This window comes from Pseudomonas sp. GW821-FHT01C01 (assembly GCF_059422645.1).
Genome location: NZ_JBWKXF010000001.1, coordinates 196,521 through 212,257, shown reverse-complemented (window position 1 = coordinate 212,257; position 15,737 = coordinate 196,521). Strand labels below are relative to the sequence as shown.

12 protein-coding genes and 1 pseudogene are annotated in these 15,737 nt (G+C 59.4%); 9 read left to right on the top strand and 4 right to left on the bottom strand.

Annotated elements, in window-relative coordinates; translation table 11 throughout:
• The first annotated feature begins 33 nt into the window (after nucleotides 1-33).
• The 9 genes from AC07XF_RS00815 (at nucleotide 34) to AC07XF_RS00775 (ending at nucleotide 11,770) form a co-directional block, all read left to right on the top strand.
• A complete protein-coding gene (locus AC07XF_RS00815) occupies nucleotides 34-1,233 on the top strand; it encodes an acyl-CoA dehydrogenase family protein (protein ID WP_495025005.1) in 1,200 nt (399 codons plus the stop codon).
• The gene (locus tag AC07XF_RS00810) at nucleotides 1,230-2,189 is read left to right on the top strand and encodes a D-isomer specific 2-hydroxyacid dehydrogenase family protein (protein WP_495025004.1); all 960 of its coding nucleotides are present in this window, start codon (nucleotides 1,230-1,232) and stop codon (nucleotides 2,187-2,189) included. Before AC07XF_RS00815 ends, AC07XF_RS00810 begins: the two co-directional genes overlap by 4 nt.
• A gap of 115 nt (nucleotides 2,190-2,304) precedes the next feature.
• Nucleotides 2,305-2,607 (top strand): transposase, encoded by a 303-nt coding sequence (locus AC07XF_RS00805; protein WP_256326664.1) that lies wholly within the window; start codon nucleotides 2,305-2,307, stop codon nucleotides 2,605-2,607.
• Nucleotides 2,604-3,440 carry an IS3 family transposase gene (locus AC07XF_RS00800; RefSeq protein WP_495025085.1) on the top strand — a complete coding sequence of 279 codons (837 nt, stop codon included), beginning with the start codon at nucleotides 2,604-2,606 and terminating at the stop codon, nucleotides 3,438-3,440. Before AC07XF_RS00805 ends, AC07XF_RS00800 begins: the two co-directional genes overlap by 4 nt.
• 449 nt (nucleotides 3,441-3,889) lie before the next feature.
• The gene (locus AC07XF_RS00795) at nucleotides 3,890-6,022 is read left to right on the top strand and encodes a TonB-dependent receptor (RefSeq protein ID WP_495025003.1); all 2,133 of its coding nucleotides are present in this window, start codon (nucleotides 3,890-3,892) and stop codon (nucleotides 6,020-6,022) included.
• A gap of 35 nt (nucleotides 6,023-6,057) precedes the next feature.
• Nucleotides 6,058-7,632 carry a flavin monoamine oxidase family protein gene (locus AC07XF_RS00790; protein ID WP_495025002.1) on the top strand — a complete coding sequence of 525 codons (1,575 nt, stop codon included), beginning with the start codon at nucleotides 6,058-6,060 and terminating at the stop codon, nucleotides 7,630-7,632.
• Between the two features lie 24 nt (nucleotides 7,633-7,656).
• Nucleotides 7,657-8,154 carry a RidA family protein gene (locus tag AC07XF_RS00785; protein WP_495025001.1) on the top strand — a complete coding sequence of 166 codons (498 nt, stop codon included), beginning with the start codon at nucleotides 7,657-7,659 and terminating at the stop codon, nucleotides 8,152-8,154.
• 36 nt (nucleotides 8,155-8,190) lie between these two features.
• The gene (locus AC07XF_RS00780; protein WP_495025000.1) at nucleotides 8,191-10,686 is read left to right on the top strand and encodes a TonB-dependent receptor plug domain-containing protein; all 2,496 of its coding nucleotides are present in this window, start codon (nucleotides 8,191-8,193) and stop codon (nucleotides 10,684-10,686) included.
• Between the two features lie 109 nt (nucleotides 10,687-10,795).
• Nucleotides 10,796-11,770: an aliphatic sulfonate ABC transporter substrate-binding protein gene (locus AC07XF_RS00775; RefSeq protein WP_495024999.1), complete on the top strand. Its 975-nt coding sequence runs from the start codon at nucleotides 10,796-10,798 to the stop codon at nucleotides 11,768-11,770.
• Between the two features lie 76 nt (nucleotides 11,771-11,846).
• Here AC07XF_RS00775 and AC07XF_RS00770 read toward each other — a convergent pair.
• From AC07XF_RS00770 to AC07XF_RS00755, 4 genes and pseudogenes are all read right to left on the bottom strand, one after another.
• A pseudogene (locus tag AC07XF_RS00770) lies at nucleotides 11,847-12,712 on the bottom strand (bifunctional helix-turn-helix transcriptional regulator/GNAT family N-acetyltransferase); the annotation flags it as partial.
• 47 nt (nucleotides 12,713-12,759) lie between these two features.
• Nucleotides 12,760-12,894 carry a hypothetical protein gene (locus AC07XF_RS00765; protein WP_495024998.1) on the bottom strand — a complete coding sequence of 45 codons (135 nt, stop codon included), beginning with the start codon at nucleotides 12,892-12,894 and terminating at the stop codon, nucleotides 12,760-12,762.
• Entirely contained in the window at nucleotides 12,891-13,991 is a 1,101-nt protein-coding gene (locus AC07XF_RS00760; protein WP_495024997.1) for a CobW family GTP-binding protein, read from the bottom strand. The genes AC07XF_RS00765 and AC07XF_RS00760 overlap by 4 nt, the downstream gene beginning before the upstream one ends.
• On the bottom strand, nucleotides 13,988-15,655 hold the full coding sequence (locus AC07XF_RS00755; RefSeq protein ID WP_495024996.1) for an amidohydrolase: 1,668 nt from the start codon (nucleotides 15,653-15,655) through the stop codon (nucleotides 13,988-13,990). The genes AC07XF_RS00760 and AC07XF_RS00755 overlap by 4 nt, the downstream gene beginning before the upstream one ends.
• Nucleotides 15,656-15,737: the final 82 nt, after the last annotated feature.

Here is a 15,737-nt window from a genome sequence, read left to right as displayed (position 1 = left end):
GGCCCTCACCCTTTTTGATCGAGTGAAATCACCATGAGTCTTTCTTCCCAACACCCGCCCGTGCTGCGCTCGGTCGAAGTAGCCAATTTCGATGCCTTGCTTGAAGGCATCAGCGAACAGCTGAGCGGCACTGCCCATGTTTATGACGAGAGCGGCGCCTTCCCCCATGACAACTTCAAGCTGTTGCATGAGCACGACCTGGTTGCGTTGACCGTGCCCAAAGCCCTGGGCGGTGGCGGCGCGCACTTGGCACAGGCACGCAAAGCCATCAGTGCAATCGCCAAAGGCGAGCCTTCGACGGCATTGATCCTGGTGATGCAGTACCTGCAGCACTCGCGCCTGCAAGACAATCGAAACTGGCCCGAAGCGTTGCGCTTGCGGGTGGCCCGGGACGCCATCGAGCGTGGAGCGCTGATCAACGCCTTACGGGTCGAACCCGACCTTGGCACTCCTGCGCGCGGCGGTCTGCCGGCGACCGTCGCAAGACGCACTTCGGCTGGCTGGCGGATCAGCGGGCGAAAAATCTACTCCACCGGCAGCCATGGCCTGACCTGGTTCAGCGTCTGGGCGCGCAGCAGCGATGAGGATCCGCTGGTCGGTGCCTGGCTGGTGCACAAGAACACCCCGGGCATCAGCATCGTCGAGGACTGGGATCATCTGGGCATGCGCGCCACTTGCAGCCATGAGGTGGTGTTCGACAACGTGCTGGTGCCGCTGGATCATGCGGTCAGCGTCAGCCGCTGGAGCGCGCCGCAACCCGAACTCGATGGCGATGGTTTTCTGTGGATGTCGGTGTTGCTGTCGTCGGTCTACGACGGCGTTGCCCAGGCCGCCCGCGACTGGTTGGTGCAATGGCTGGAAACCCGAGCGCCGTCCAACCTCGGCGCAGCGTTGTCGACCCTGCCGCGCTTTCAGGAAACCGTCGGCCACATCGACACTTTGCTGTTCGCCAACCGCAGTTTGCTCGATGCCGCCGCCGAGGGCCACACGCCGGCCAGCAACGCGGCACAGCTGAAATACCTAGTGACCGGCAATGCAATTCGTGCCGTCGAGCTGGCCATCGAGGCGTCCGGCAATCCGGGCCTGTCACGTAATCATCCTCTGCAACGGCATTACCGCGACGTGCTGTGCAGCCGCGTCCACACCCCGCAAAACGACGCCATCCTGCAAGGCGTCGGTAAAGCCGCATTCGCCCAACGCCAGTCCCCATCCAAGTCCAAGGAGCGCCCATGAGCCAGCTTGTCATCGCCAGCCAACTGGATGACGACTTCAATGAAGTGATCCGCCAGCGCCTCAGACCAACCCATCCCGAGGCCCGCGTCATCGGCGTGCCAGCCGGGGTGCCCAGCGACTTGCCGGCCGAGGTCGGCATTCTGCTGGCGCGGCCAATCAACGTGCGTGGCTATGAGGCCCCAGACACACCGCCACCGGGCTGGCCCTATGGACTGCAATGGATTCAAGTGGTGTCGTCGGGCATCGACTTCTACCCGCAATGGCTGTTCAACGGCCCGCCGGTGAGCACCTCACGGGGCAGCGCCGCCGAAAACATCGCCGAATTCGCCCTGGCTACGATCTTCGCCGCAGCCAAGCACCTGCCGGACATTTGGGTGCATGACTCGCAATGGAATTTCACGGCACTGACGCCGCTCAAGGGCAGCACTCTGGGGATTCTCGGCTTTGGCGCCATTGGCCGCAGCCTGGCGATCAAGGCCCGCGCCCTAGGCATCAATGTGCTTGCGCTGCGGCAGAATCAGGCGCCGTTCGAGGTTGAAGGCGTCGAAGCGGCGCGGGATATTCACGAGCTGTTTGCGCGATCCGATCATCTGGTGCTGGCCGCGCCGTTGACCGACGCAACTCGACACATCGTAGATAGTGCGGTGCTCGCCAGCGCCAAACCTGGCTTGCACTTGATCAACATCGCCCGGGGAGGCCTGCTCGACCATCAAGCGTTGCTGGAAGTGCTGGACACCGGACGCATCGGTCTGGCATCGCTGGACGTCACCGAACCCGAACCGCTACCGGACGGACACCGACTCTATACCCATCCACGCGTGCGCCTCTCGCCCCACACCTCGGCGATTTCCAGCAACAGTCACCATGAAATCGCCGACAGTTTCCTGGCAAACCTCGAACGTTTCCTCAGTGGTCTGCCACTGGAGAACCAAGCCAACGTTCAACGCGGGTATTAATAGCAGCGCCTTTCAGTTAAACCCAATCATTGTGGGAGCGGGCTTGAACTGGCCTAATGATTTTGGACACTTCAATCGGGCGCTATGATGGCGCCCAAATCTGAGGTGTTTGGCTATGCGTAAGTCTTATTCCAGTGAGTTCAAACTCAAGGCCGCCAGCATGGTGCTGGACGAGGGCCAGTCAGTTCCCGATGTTTGTGCCAGTTTGGATATTGGCCCTACGGCCTTGCGCCGTTGGGTCGACCAGGTTCGCAAAGAACGCTTGGGTTCGACCCCGGTGGGGGCCAAGGCAATCACCGCCGATCAGCGGGAGATTCAGCAGCTCAAAGCGTTGCTCAGGCAAAAAGACCTGGACATTGAAATCCTAAAAAAGGCCAGTGCTCTCCTGCTTTTGGACTCCAAAGATCATTCTCGCTGATCAATGAGCTGGACGAGCAGTACGGCGTTAACAATTGCTGTCGGGCGTTTGGAGTCACCCGCAGCAGCTTTTACGCCTGGCGTCAGCGCCAGGGCAAGGTGAATCCTGAACGGGAGAAACTTAAGGCCGTGCTGGTCAAGCATCATAAGGAATCCAGAGCGTCCGCAGGGTCTCGCACCCTGTCCAAGGAACTGCAAGCCAAGGGGCATCGTGTCGGGCGACATATGGCTCGCAGCTTGATGCGCGAAGCCGGTGTTGCCAGTCATCAACGGCGGCGGCACAAGTACAAATCTTCCGGCGTTGAGGCGCTGGTGGCGCCGCATGTGCTCAAGCGCAAGTTTGATGTCACTGCGGTTAACCAAGTGTGGTGCGGCGATGTGACCTACATCAAAGTCGGCACGCGCTGGATGTATTTCGCGGCGGTGCTGGACCTGTTTGCCCGCAGGATCGTGGGCTGGTCGTTTTCGATGATTTCCGATGCCACGCTGACCTGCGAAGCGTTGCGGATGGCGGTCGACCTGCGAGGCCGGCCAAAAGAGGTGCTGTTTCACTCTGACCAGGGCTGCCAATACACCAGTCATAAACTCAGGAAAGAAATGCGCAAACATGGCCTCCTGCAAAGCATGAGTCGCAAAGGTGAGTGCTGGGACAACGCTCCGATGGAGCGTTTCTTTGGCAGCCTCAAGTCAGAGTGGGTACCAGAAGATGGCTACCGCTCGGAACATGAGGCGCGGGTGGATGTGCAGCGTTATGTGATGCGTTACAACAACGTCAGGCTCCATAGCTACAACGACTACCGGTCGCCGGTAGCTATGGAGAAACTGGCGGCATGAAACCGTAACTGGTGTCCAAAATTAGTTGACCAGTTCAGCTTGCTCGCGAAAGCGGTGTGTCAGTCGACATTTATGTTGCCTGGTACACCGCTTTCGCGAGCAAGCCCTCTCCCACATTGGATTGTGAATGGCTACCGGATACAACATCAGAATTACGCATTTACATCAACCATATAATGTTTATTTTTTATAATTAACTTATAACCAATCGGACTTTTACAGTAGTTATTTATATAAATATTGTTACAACCATCACCGACCCCTGACCAGGTGGAGGCCCACGGAACTACCGCTTTTCCGGCCGACACCACTCCACGGTCAACCGCTGCATCCAAACCAGAAACCGGCTCAAGCCACCGCCGCCATGGTCCTCAAACCATGGCCCCGGCAACGCTTTGCCCACAAAAACCGACAACGCCAACGCAGCACTTACACACCCGGGGTTCACCATGCACAACACTTTCCGTTCAAACCGTCTGACGCTGGCCGTGTCGCTGGCGATATTCGGCTTGTCGGCCCACGCCGAAGAAAACACCAAGGATGGTGCCCTGCCTGTTGTGACCGTCACCGCTGAACACCACAGCGAAGACCTGCAAAAAACCCCTCTGGCGATTTCCGCGTTCGACGAAAAAGCCCTCGAAGACAAACAGATCAAAAGCATTCGCGACCTCTCAGGACAGGTGCCAAACCTGACCCTCAGCCGCCAGTCGATCTCCTACAGCGCGCAAACCTACGGGATTCGTGGCATCGGTGAAACCGACCCGATCCAGGAGTCGGCCGTCGCGGTCTACGCCGATGACCTGTACATCCCGCGGGCCATTTCCTCGATGCTCGACTTCAACGACGTCGAACGCGTCGAAGTCCTGCGCGGCCCGCAAGGCACGCTGTATGGGCGCAACAGCAGCGCCGGTGCGATCCGCGTCATTACCCGCGACCCGACCCAGGAAACCCGTGGTTTCTTCGAACTCGGAGCCGGTGACTACAACGCGCAGAACGGCCGCTTGCTGATCAGCGGCCCGCTGGTGGACAACGCGCTGTTTGGCAGCTTCTCGGCGATTCGCCTGACGCGTGACGGCACCGTCTCCAACCCGACACGCGGCACGGATGTGAACAACATCGACATCCAGTCCTACCGCGGCAAGCTGCGCTACAACCCCGACGATTCGCCCTGGGACGTGCTGCTGACTCTGGCCGGCACCTTCGACCGTGGCGATACCACCAGTTACACGCCGTTCGATGTCAACGGTCACTTCGACAAATTCAAGAGTTACAGCAGCCTCAATCCGAAAAACCGTCTCGATCAGGGCAGCTCGGTGCTGCGCGCGATCTACACGATTGATGATCATCTGAACGTCAAATCGGTGACGGCCTATTCCGCATTCAACCAACCTGTGGACTATGACAACTCGGGCCAAGCAGCCCTGATTCAGAACAACCTGATCAACTACAACCAGGACTACGCCACCCAGGAATTGCAGCTCAACGGCGACTACGACGATTTCAGCTTCAGCACCGGCCTGTACCTGTACCGCGAATCTTTTGACGCCGAGCGCGACAACCTGACCTTTTCCATCGCACGCAACCGGGTGATCGGCCAGGGCCAATACAGCACAACCAATACCGAGAGCTACGCCCTCTATGGCCAAGGCAGTTACAACATCACGCCACAGCTAGCGCTGATCGCCGGACTGCGCTTTACCCGCGAGCACAAGAATTTCGATTACACCAATTACGCCATCACCACTACGCGACAGATCACCGGGACCAACTTCACCGCCGACTCCAGCAAGTCGTGGCAGTCCACCAGCCCGAAACTCGGCTTCGAGTACGCCTGGACCCCGCACCTGAACCAGTACGCCTACGTGGCCAAGGGATTCAAGGCCGGCGGCTACGATAACCGCGCGCCGACCAAGGCCGCCGCCGAACAGGCGTTTTCACCGGAAGACGTGATCACCTGGGAAACCGGCTTCAAGGGTGACTTCTTCGACCGTCGCCTGCGCGCCAACCTCGCACTGTTCTATAACGACTACAAAGACCTGCAGACCAATGCCTATGACCCGGCACTCGGTGTCAGCCTGCGGACCAACGTTGGCAAGGCGCACACCTATGGCGTCGAGCTGGAAACGCTGACGGCACTGACCAACGACCTGCAACTGACCGCCAATGTCGGCTACCTGGAAAGCCAGTACGACGACTTCCAAAACGCCGGTGGCGCTGGAGTCGACGCCAATGGCAAGCAGCTGGTGTTTTCACCGCGCTGGAACGCCAGCGTCGGCCTCAACTACACGATCCCGGCTGGATTGCCTGGCACCTGGTTGGCCGGCACTGACGCGCAATTCCAGACCAAGTCCTTCGCCAACGCGCTGAACGACGACATCCAGGAAATCCCCCAGCAGACCTTCTGGAACGCCAACACCCGCTACATCTCCGGTGACGGTCACTGGACCACCACGCTCGCGGTGAAAAACCTGCTCGATCGCGCGTACCCGCAATCGGTCGGTTTCGTACCGTCCAGTGGCGCCCGTTATTACGCGATCAACGATCCGCGAACCCTCTTGTTGTCCGTGCGCTATGACCTTTGACCCCCTTACAGACAAACATGCCAAGGAGCACTTTTATGGCTTTCACTCGCAGGGAACTGATTTCCCGCATTGCCGCCGTCGGTGGCTATTCCGCTGCCGTCAGCGCCCTCGGTGCATTGGGGCTCACGCCTCAGGCCGTAGCTGCGACGTTCACTCCGTTGCAACTGGGCAGTAGTGGCAAGGGCAAACATGTGGTGGTGGTCGGCGCCGGGATCTCCGGGCTGGTCAGCGCCTATGAACTGCGCAAGGCCGGTTTTACCGTGACCATTCTCGAAGCCCGCGAACGGGTGGGCGGTCGCAATTGGACCCTGCGTCGCGGCACCAAAGTTGATTTCGACGACGGCGTCAGCCAGACCGTCGACTTCGATGACGGGCAGTTTTTCAATGCCGGTCCCGCACGCATTCCCAGCCATCACCAGACGATCCTCGGTTACTGCCGTGAGTTGGGTGTGGAGCTCCAGGTGCTGGTCAACAGCAGCCGTAATGCACTGGCCTTGCCGGACCCGAAACAACCCGCCTTCCAGCTGCGCCAGGCCGTCAACGACACCCGTGGCCAACTGTCCGAACTGCTGGCGCGGACCGTCAGCCGCAAAGCTTTGGACCAGGATTTGACCGCCGACGACCGTCAGGCGCTGCTGAATTTCCTCAAGGTCTATGGCGACCTCAACGCCGACTTCCAATACAAAGGCTCGGTGCGCTCGGGGTATACACGAGTGCCCGGTGCCGGCGATCAAACCGGCATTACACGTGCGCCGCTGGAACTGCATACCCTGCTCAACCCCAAGCTCTGGGGCGCATTGGTATTCGATGAAATTCCGGAATTCTCCTCGACCATGTTCCAGCCGGTCGGTGGCATGGACCGAATTCCTTACGCGTTCTACGACAAGCTCAAGGACGCAGTGCGCTTCAATGCCGAAGTCAGCGACATCCAGACTTCCGAGCAAGGTAGCCGCATCACCTACCGCGATCGCAAGACCAGTACCACTCAGACCCTGAACGCCGATTACGCCATCGTCACCGTACCGCTGCCGCTGCTGGCCAAGCTGCCGAGCAACTTCAGCCAGCCGTTCAAGCAAGCGATCCAGAGCGCACAAAGCGATCAGGCGAACAAGGTGGCCTGGCAATCGCCACGGTTCTGGGAGACCGACTTCAACATCTACGGCGGTCTGTCTTACCTCGACCATGAAGTCAAAGGTTTGTGGTACCCGAGCGATCGCCTCAACAGTGCCCAGGGCATTTTAGTGGCTGCCTATAACACCAGCGAATCGGCCCAGGCCTTCAGCAAGAAATCCCTCGCCGAACAGTTCGCCTCGTCCCGGCAAGCCGTGGAACTGCTGCACCCCGGACACAGCGCCAAGCTGCAAAAACCGGTGGCCATCAACTGGGCCAAGGTGCCGTTCAGCAAAGGCCCGTGGATCGTCAACGACGAAGTCGGCGAGAGCGCCTATCAGATCCTCAACGAGCCCCAGGGCCGCACCTATCTGGCCAGCGATGCCCTGGCCCATGGCGGCGTCGGCATCTGGCAGAACAGCGCCGCCGACTCGGCGCGGCGCATCGTTTCGCTGATTGGCCGGCATGCCGAACGCAACCAACCGGGCGTTGCCGCCTGACTCACTTGAGAAAAGGACTGAACGATGAAAGCCATCACTTTGCTAACAGGAATCCTCATGACCGCAACCACCCTTGGCAGCCAGGCCGACGAGATCAAACGCATCGCCCTGCCCAACTCGAACTTTCCGATTTCGCTGGCCGTGTCGGTGCCTGCACAAACCGACCTGTTGTTCGTCAGTGGGTTGCTGGCCGACCTGCACGACCCGAAAGCCGCGAAGGATTCCTTTGCCGCCTACGGCGACACCGCGACCCAAACCACCTCGATTCTCAACAAGCTCAAGGGCGTACTGGAGAGTCAGGGTCTGGGGCTGGGCGATGTGGTGCAACTGCGGGTGTTCCTGGTGGGTGACCCGGCCAAGGGCGGCAAGCTCGATTTCACCGGATTGCAGGAAGGCTACACGCCGTTCTTCGGCAGCGCCGCGCAACCGAACAAGCCGGCACGCACCGCCGTACAGGTGGTGGCCCTGCCGCTGCCCGGCGGCCTGGTCGAAATCGAAGCCGTCGCCGCTCGCAAGAAGTGACACGGAACTCACCCACCATTCAGGAGCTTTACCTTCATGGTCAACTGCCCGGCGCGCCGTACGGCGCCAACCTATCGTCCTTTATTAGTTCCGTTGTCCATCGCTTGCGGCCTCGCCTCGTTTAACCTTGAGGCCGCCGAAAGCAGCTCACCCACTCTCAACACCGTGGTCGTCACTGGCAACCGTGGCACCGAGCAACGCACCGTCACCACCAGCCCGACACCGATCGACGTGGTCACAGGCGATCAACTGCGCGCGGTCGGCAAACCGAGCCTGCTGGAGGCACTGAGTAAATTCATTCCCTCCTTCAACCTGCCAGACCGCGCGGGCTGGGATGCCAGCGGCGTGGTGCGCTCGGCCACCCTGCGCGGCCTGACCGCGTCCCATGTGCTGGTGCTGGTCAACGGCAAGCGCCGGCACACCAGTGCGACGCTGAACATCAACGGCATTAACAGCGGCGCTGCGCCCAGCGATCTCGACCTGATCCCGGTGGCGGCCATCGATCATATCGAAGTGCTGCGTGACGGCGCGGCCGCCCAGTACGGTTCGGATGCCATCTCCGGGGTGATCAACATCATCCTCAAGCAGACCACCGGCGGCAGCTCGGACACGATCCTGGGCCAGAACTACGACGGCAAACGCGGTACCGGCCAGGAGGCGCTCAACTATGGGTTCGAAGTCGGGGACGCCGGCGTGCTCAATGTCTCACTCGATACCCGCTACCAGGAACGTGACAACAAAGCCGGCAGCAACGGTTACAGCTCACATTACTACCCCTTGGCGGACGGTTCACCCGACCCGCGTGAGGCCACGGCCAGCCATCACACTTACAAAGGCTACGGCTTGCCACGCAGCCAGTTGGCGGATGCTGCCTACAACCTCGACCTTCCGCTGAACGATGCGGTCACGTTGTACTCGTTCTCAACCCTGGCCGCGCGGGAAAACAACGACGGCCAGAATTTCCGCCTTCCCAGCGGCCGCAATACCATCACCACCGGTCCCAACGGTTTCCCCGACGGTTACAGCCCTTACTGGCTGATCAACGAAACCGACTTCCAGTCCGCCTTCGGCGCCAGGGGAGACAACATCGGCATCGGCGGTTGGGCCTGGGATTTGAGCAGCACTTATGGACGCAATTATGCCAAGCAACGCACCTACGACAACCAGAACCCCTCTCTGGGGGAAAACACGCCGAACAAATTCACGTCCGGTATCTTTATCGCCGATCAGTGGACCACCAACCTGGACCTGAAAAACAGTTACGAAATCGGCCTGTCCAAGCCACTGGATGTCGCCTTCGGTTTCGAGCATCGACGTGATGGCTACGAGACCCGGGCGGGCTCCGAAGCCTCTTACATTAACGGCGGCTACGTGTTCCCGGCCGGCCATCCGCGCGCCGGACAACGACCGGATCCAGGTGCCCAGGTCACCAACGGCATAACCCCTGACGACGAGCAAAAAGTCAGCCGCAACAACGTCGCCAGCTACATCGACCTGGGCTTCTACCCAGTCGAGCAGTGGTACCTGGGCGTCGCGGCGCGCTACGAGCATTACAACGAAGGCGTGGGCAGTACGCGTAGCGGCAAGATCAGCAGCCGCTACGAGTTCAACCCGGTATTTTCGGTACGCGGCACCATCAGCAACGGTTTTCGTGCGCCGTCGCTGGCCAACGAGGTGTTCACTGCACGCTCGACCGGGTTCGACACCATCAATGGCGTCTACCAGTCTTACAACTACGTGATTCTGCCGGTGGATTCGACAGGAGCCCAGGCGCTCGGGGCCGAGTCGTTGAAGCCCGAGCGCTCGACAAACTTCAGCCTTGGTTTCGCCTTGACGCCCAGCGAAGATCTGAGCCTGACCGTCGACGGCTACGTGATCAACCTGCGTGATCGCCTGGTACTCAGCGAGCGCTTCCAGGGCCCGGGTGTTGCCGCCTTGCTCGACAGTATCGGCGTACCCGCCACCGCCGGCGCGCAGTTCTTCACCAACGGCGCCAGTACTCGCACGTCAGGGGTCGATGTGGTGGGTAATTACCGGCAGAACCTGAACAGCTTCGGCTCGGTGAGATGGACCGCGGCGCTGAACTACAACCACACGCAAATCCTCAGCGTCAACGATACCCCGTCGCAACTCACGGCCCTGAACAGCAGCTATCAACTGCTCGGTCGCCAGGCCCGTGCGCTAATCACCAAAACCTCCCCCAGCAGCAAGGCGATCTTCTCCGCCGACTGGGCGATCCACGACTTCGACGTCAACCTGCGCCTGACCCGTTTCGGCACCTATACCGAGGTCAACAGCTCCGCCGATCCGAGCCTGGATCGCGAGTATTCGGCCAAATGGATCACCGACCTCGATGTCGCGTACGCACTGACCAAACAGCTGACTGTCGCCGTCGGCGCGCAGAACCTGTTCGACAAATACCCCGATCATATCGGTGTACCCAACTCTTCGTTCGGCGACAACTGGGGCAGCTTCTCACCGTTCGGCTTCACGGGTGGGTACTACTACACCCGTTTGCAGTACGCGTTCTGACGGAAGAAAACGCCACTAAGCTAATTCTTATAAAGTATTTATAAAGTATTTTTTATAACCATATGATTCTAAACAGTTGAACCTTTCCTTTCCTGATATCGAGCGTGCCATGTCGAAATCCACCCCATACACTGAAGCAAAACTCCGTCGTCCGGTGCTGGCCGGTCTGGTCGTTGCGCTGGCCGTCACGTTCTCCCTGCCGTCCCATGCGCGGGAAACGCTGCGGATCGGCTACCAGAAGTCATCGACCCTCATCACCTTATTGAAGACTCAAGGCACGCTGGATAAAACTCTCGCGCAACAGAACATCGACGTGAGCTGGCATGAGTTCCCGAGCGGCCTGCCTTTGCTGGAAGCGCTGAATGTCGGCAATGTCGATATCAGCGCCGACGTGGCGGACACTGTGCCGATTTTCGCCCAGGCCGCGCAGGCCAGACTGACCTACTTTGCCCAGGAAGCGCCCTCGCCTTCGGCCCAGGCCATCGTCGTGCACAAGGACTCGTCCCTGCATCAATTGGCAGATTTGAAAGGCAAGAAAGTCGCCGTCACCAAAGCCGCCGGCAGCCACTATTTGCTGATCGCCGCCCTGACAAAAGCCGGCCTGGCGTTTTCGGACATTCAACCGGCCTACCTGTCGCCCGCCGATGGCCGTGCCGCCTTCGAGAACAACAAGGTCGACGCCTGGGTCACCTGGGAACCTTTCCTCACCAGCGCCCAACGGCAACTGCCGACCCGCACGCTGGCTGACGGCGCAGGCCTGGCCAACTACAAACGCTACTATCTGACCAGCACCAGCTACGCGAAGGAGCACCCACAAGTACTCAAGTTGGTCTACGACCAACTGGAGAAAACCGGTAGTTGGGTAAAAACCAATCCCCGTGAAGCGGCTCAGGTGTTGAGCCCGTTGTGGGGCAACCTTGGCCTGGATACGGTCGAGACCGCCAATAGCCATCGCAGCTATCAGGTACAGCCGGTCAAAAGCGATGAATTGGGTGAGCAACAGAAAATCGCCGATGCTTTTTTTGCCGCCGGCTTGTTGCCCAAGGCGGTGGATGCGAAGGATGTCGGGATCTGGCGGCCATGAGGCGTAGATGATAACGATGTCCTGCATTCATGGAGAGCCCGGCCAAATGCCGGGTTTTTTTTGCGATGGATGTCTCTCAAGTGGGCGTAGCGGCCTTGCCAGATCGGACGAAACACTGCTCGATAACCCTTCCCCCCCCCACTGCTGCCCCTCTTGCTCTTGTTCCAGTTTAAAACCAACGTTTTCATACAGTTTACGAGCCACATCAAGACCTTTGAACGTCCACAACCGCGTCGCGCAAAAGTCGTGCTCGTCACAGAACTTTATTGCTTCAGCCAACAATCGTTTGCCTACCCCCTTGCCTCGCGCCAAGTCATCAAGAATGAAAAAGCGGAGAATCACCGCGCCGCCCTCTCTTTCACCGTCTATAGCAATGGAACCGACAATACGCTGGCCATCCAAAGCTACCCAGACCTCATTGCGTCGATTGTGCAAACGCCCCATCAATTGCGCCATGTCTGATGCAACCAGACTTTCGAACATCTGGCCGAAGTTCGAATGCCTTGCATAGTAGTCAGCATGCATTTGTACAATGCGGCCGATTATTCCGGGACGATAGCCCCGAGCAATGACAACTTGCGCCGTAGGTTGCGACGCTGTACCAATCCGATGGGCTTGCAGGGCAATGGCATAATTGGCAATGGCATCACTTACCGCCTGCTGTTGCACATTCGTCAAGTTAGCCAAGGCAGCGCCCACCTGTTCCGTGGCGAACGAATCGATGGCTTGCAAGGTCATCTTGCCCTGCGCCGTGAGTAGCAGTTTCTTGGAGCGCGCGTCGTTCTCGTGAGGAACCTCTTCGATCTCGCCGGCCTCAATGAGCTTGCTCACCATCCGGCTCACGGTGGATTTTTCCAGGCCGAGAAGCTCCACAAGCTCCCCTGCCGTCAGCGAATGCCGGTCCCCAATCTCCACGATCGTATGAACGAATGAGGGCGGATACCCTTCGCGAAAATATCGTCAAAGAACGTGGCGATTTGTGCCCTGCCTCAGAGCGTAGGAACACCGTGAGCCAACAAACAGGCATCTTCGGTGTACAGGTCGATGACCTTGTTGCTATCTCCCGTGGCAACGGCATCAACCAGCAAATTTTCGGCAGCCTGGATCTGGTCTTTCAACGTCATGTGGTTACCCCCGGTTCTGAATTAAGCGGCCATCTTTGAAGTGAATATTCGTCGTTCAGGCGCACACCAACGAACTGCTGAAAGGTGCGCGCGATATCGGCATAGTCGATGCCTTGTGTAATGAAGACGATGCGCGTGCGCCGGTCAGCCGAAGGCCATGTCGGCAGTCGCTGCGGTGAATGAAATACGTGCTGCACACCGTGTACGACCAGCGGTTCTTCAGGACGCTCAGCCAGTTGCACAAGACCTTTCACACGCAGTAGGTTTTCGCCGCGCATGGACGCCATCAGGTCCAGCCAGTGGAAAAAGGCAGCCTCCTCCACCGGTTCATCCAGCACGATGCAATGAGCCCTGATGCGCTCACTATGGCGGTTCACGTCATGATGATGGTGCCCATGATGGTGATGGCCATCACGGCGTTTCTCATTTGACAGCCAAGCGCCGACGTCGGCCGATTTGCACAATGGGTCATACTCTTCGGCCCCCAGCACATCGCCGGGGCTGACATTGCCGTCGACCACATATCGTATAGGGGCGGTGGGATTGAGGGCACGCAAACGCGCACTCAGGGTCTCGATTACATCGACAGCCACCAGGTCGGTCTTGGTCAGCAGAAGACAATCAGCCACCGCAGCCTGTTTCACTGCTTCGGTATGACGATCAAGGGTGCCCGCGCCATTGACGGCATCCACCGTCGTCACAACGCAGTCAAGGCGATAGAGCCGAGTGACGTCAGGGTCGACCATCAGGGTGTGCAGCACTGGCGCTGGATCGGCCAGCCCGGTGGTTTCGATGACAACCCGCGTGAACGCGGCGATTTCCCCCCGCTCACGCCTGGCACTGAGCTCCAGCAGCGTATCTACCAGGTCACCACGTACCGTGCAACACAGGCAACCGCTGTTGAGTACACGAAGATTTTCACTCACCTCTTCGACCAGCAGGTGATCGATCCCGATCTCTCCGAACTCATTGATGATGACCGCCGTGTTCCCCAATTCCGGAAGATGCAGCAGGTGATTCAGCACGGTGGTTTTCCCGCTACCGAGAAAACCGGTCAACAACGTCACAGGTAGGCGTGAATCGACAACGTCCTTCATGGCGTCTGCTCATACACGATACGGCCTTCGAACCAGGTCGCCAGAACGCGAGTCGCGGCCAGCTCGTCGACCGGGATGTTGAACAAATGACGGTCGAGCACGATCAAGTCAGCGGATTTGCCAACCTCGATTGAGCCGGTCTCGTCTGCGATGCCCATCGCTCGCGCCGGGTTGAGCGTGTAAGCGCGCAACACCGTGGCCAGATCAAGCGCCTGTTCGGGCCAAAGCGCCCCAGGAAACTGCCCGCTGGGATCGCGTCGGGTGACCATGCCCTGAATCCCGGTCCAGGGGCTCGGATCCGGTATCACCGGCCAGTCCGATCCACCAGCGATCAGCGCACCCGACTCGTGAAGGTCGCGATTTGGCCAATAGTGCTCTGCCCTCTCCGGCGGCACGGTCGCACGAATCGCTTCAATGATGATGCCCGGAAACCAAAGCATGGGCGACAAATCTGCGGCCACGTTGAGCTCGGCGAAGCGCGGTATATCGTCAGGATGGATAAAACTCGCGTGGGCAATCTGATGCATCACCCCGGGGCCGTTGAAGCTGCGCACGACCTCAATGGCGTCGAGTGCAGCACGTACAGCGCCATCCCCTGTGCAGTGGATTTTCACAGCGATACCCTGCCCCTCGCAGTCGGATAAAGCCCGCGCCAACTGCGGCACACTCAGCAGGGTCGCGCCGCGAAAGCAGCAAGCGTGAAGGGCATCGGGTAGATAGGGTTCCAGCATTGCCGAGGTACGCGTGGTCGGTACACCGTCAAGGAAGATCTTGCCGGCATCGGGGCGGAAATGACGGCTGCGATAGCTATCACGTAGCGCGAACAAGGTTTCGCCCCATTCGCCCGGCGCGAGTGCCGCCTCTACGACGGGCAGCGAACCTACGACCCACGCCGTCAACTGCCCTGAATCGGCAAGCGCCTTGACCGCATCCATCACCGGACGCGACGTGAGTGCTTCCTGCAACCCTGTAATGCCGCAAGCATTGAGTCGACGCAAGGCATGCGCGCCGGCATCAATGTCAAGTTGCGGCGACGATGCGAGCGCCTTGCCCACGGCGGCCTCGACCAGCGATGAGGCCGCCTCCAGCAGCAGGCCCGTCGGCTCGCCAGTGGCAGAATCGCGAACGATCTCACCGTTGAGCGGATTCGGCGTGGTGGCATCGATGCCGGCGAGACGCAAGGCAGCGGAACTGGCCCAGCGATTGTGGTGCGAGTCGTCCCTAAGCATTACCGGCCGGCCGCCAGCAGCCTCATCCAAGGCTTTGCGGGCCTCCAACGTCAACTCGCCGAGCAGGCCGCTGCCCCAGATACCGCCGACTACCCAGCCATCGGGCGGCTGCTTCATAGCTGCCTGACGAACCTGCTCGAGCACCTGTTGAAGCGAGAGGTTGGGAGGAAAACCCGTTTCATATAGCTCTGCGCGTCCGGCAAACAGGAAATGGTTATGCACGTCGATGATACCGGGCATGACCATCCGCCCCTGGAGATCGATGACTCGTGCCCGGGACGACACTGCTGCACGAACAGCGGCCTCGCTTCCCACCGCAATCAGGCGACCGTCACGTATTGCCAGCGCGTCGGCCCATGGGCAATCAGCGTTCATCGTGTAGATGGCGCCATTGAGAAAAATCAGATCCGCATCAGTATTTTGAACAGTCGTCATAGGAGGTTGGCTCGCAGATATCATCATTAGGAAAAAAGGCTCATGGGCCCCAGGACCAGATCGCTTTTTACACGTCAGGCAA

What these genes read in the sequence shown, in the direction of transcription:
- AC07XF_RS00790 (WP_495025002.1), top strand. Translation starts at nt 6,058, where the DNA reads ATGGCTTTCACTCGCAGGGAACTGATTTCCCGCATTGCCGCCGTCGGT.
- AC07XF_RS00795 (WP_495025003.1), top strand. Translation starts at nt 3,890, where the DNA reads ATGCACAACACTTTCCGTTCAAACCGTCTGACGCTGGCCGTGTCGCTG.
- AC07XF_RS00810 (WP_495025004.1), top strand. Translation starts at nt 1,230, where the DNA reads ATGAGCCAGCTTGTCATCGCCAGCCAACTGGATGACGACTTCAATGAA.
- AC07XF_RS00805 (WP_256326664.1), top strand. Translation starts at nt 2,305, where the DNA reads ATGCGTAAGTCTTATTCCAGTGAGTTCAAACTCAAGGCCGCCAGCATG.
- AC07XF_RS00760 (WP_495024997.1), bottom strand. Translation starts at nt 13,991, where the DNA reads ATGAAGGACGTTGTCGATTCACGCCTACCTGTGACGTTGTTGACCGGT.
- AC07XF_RS00785 (WP_495025001.1), top strand. Translation starts at nt 7,657, where the DNA reads ATGAAAGCCATCACTTTGCTAACAGGAATCCTCATGACCGCAACCACC.
- AC07XF_RS00815 (WP_495025005.1), top strand. Translation starts at nt 34, where the DNA reads ATGAGTCTTTCTTCCCAACACCCGCCCGTGCTGCGCTCGGTCGAAGTA.
- AC07XF_RS00775 (WP_495024999.1), top strand. Translation starts at nt 10,796, where the DNA reads ATGTCGAAATCCACCCCATACACTGAAGCAAAACTCCGTCGTCCGGTG.
- AC07XF_RS00765 (WP_495024998.1), bottom strand. Translation starts at nt 12,894, where the DNA reads ATGACGTTGAAAGACCAGATCCAGGCTGCCGAAAATTTGCTGGTTGAT.
- AC07XF_RS00780 (WP_495025000.1), top strand. Translation starts at nt 8,191, where the DNA reads ATGGTCAACTGCCCGGCGCGCCGTACGGCGCCAACCTATCGTCCTTTA.
- AC07XF_RS00755 (WP_495024996.1), bottom strand. Translation starts at nt 15,655, where the DNA reads ATGACGACTGTTCAAAATACTGATGCGGATCTGATTTTTCTCAATGGC.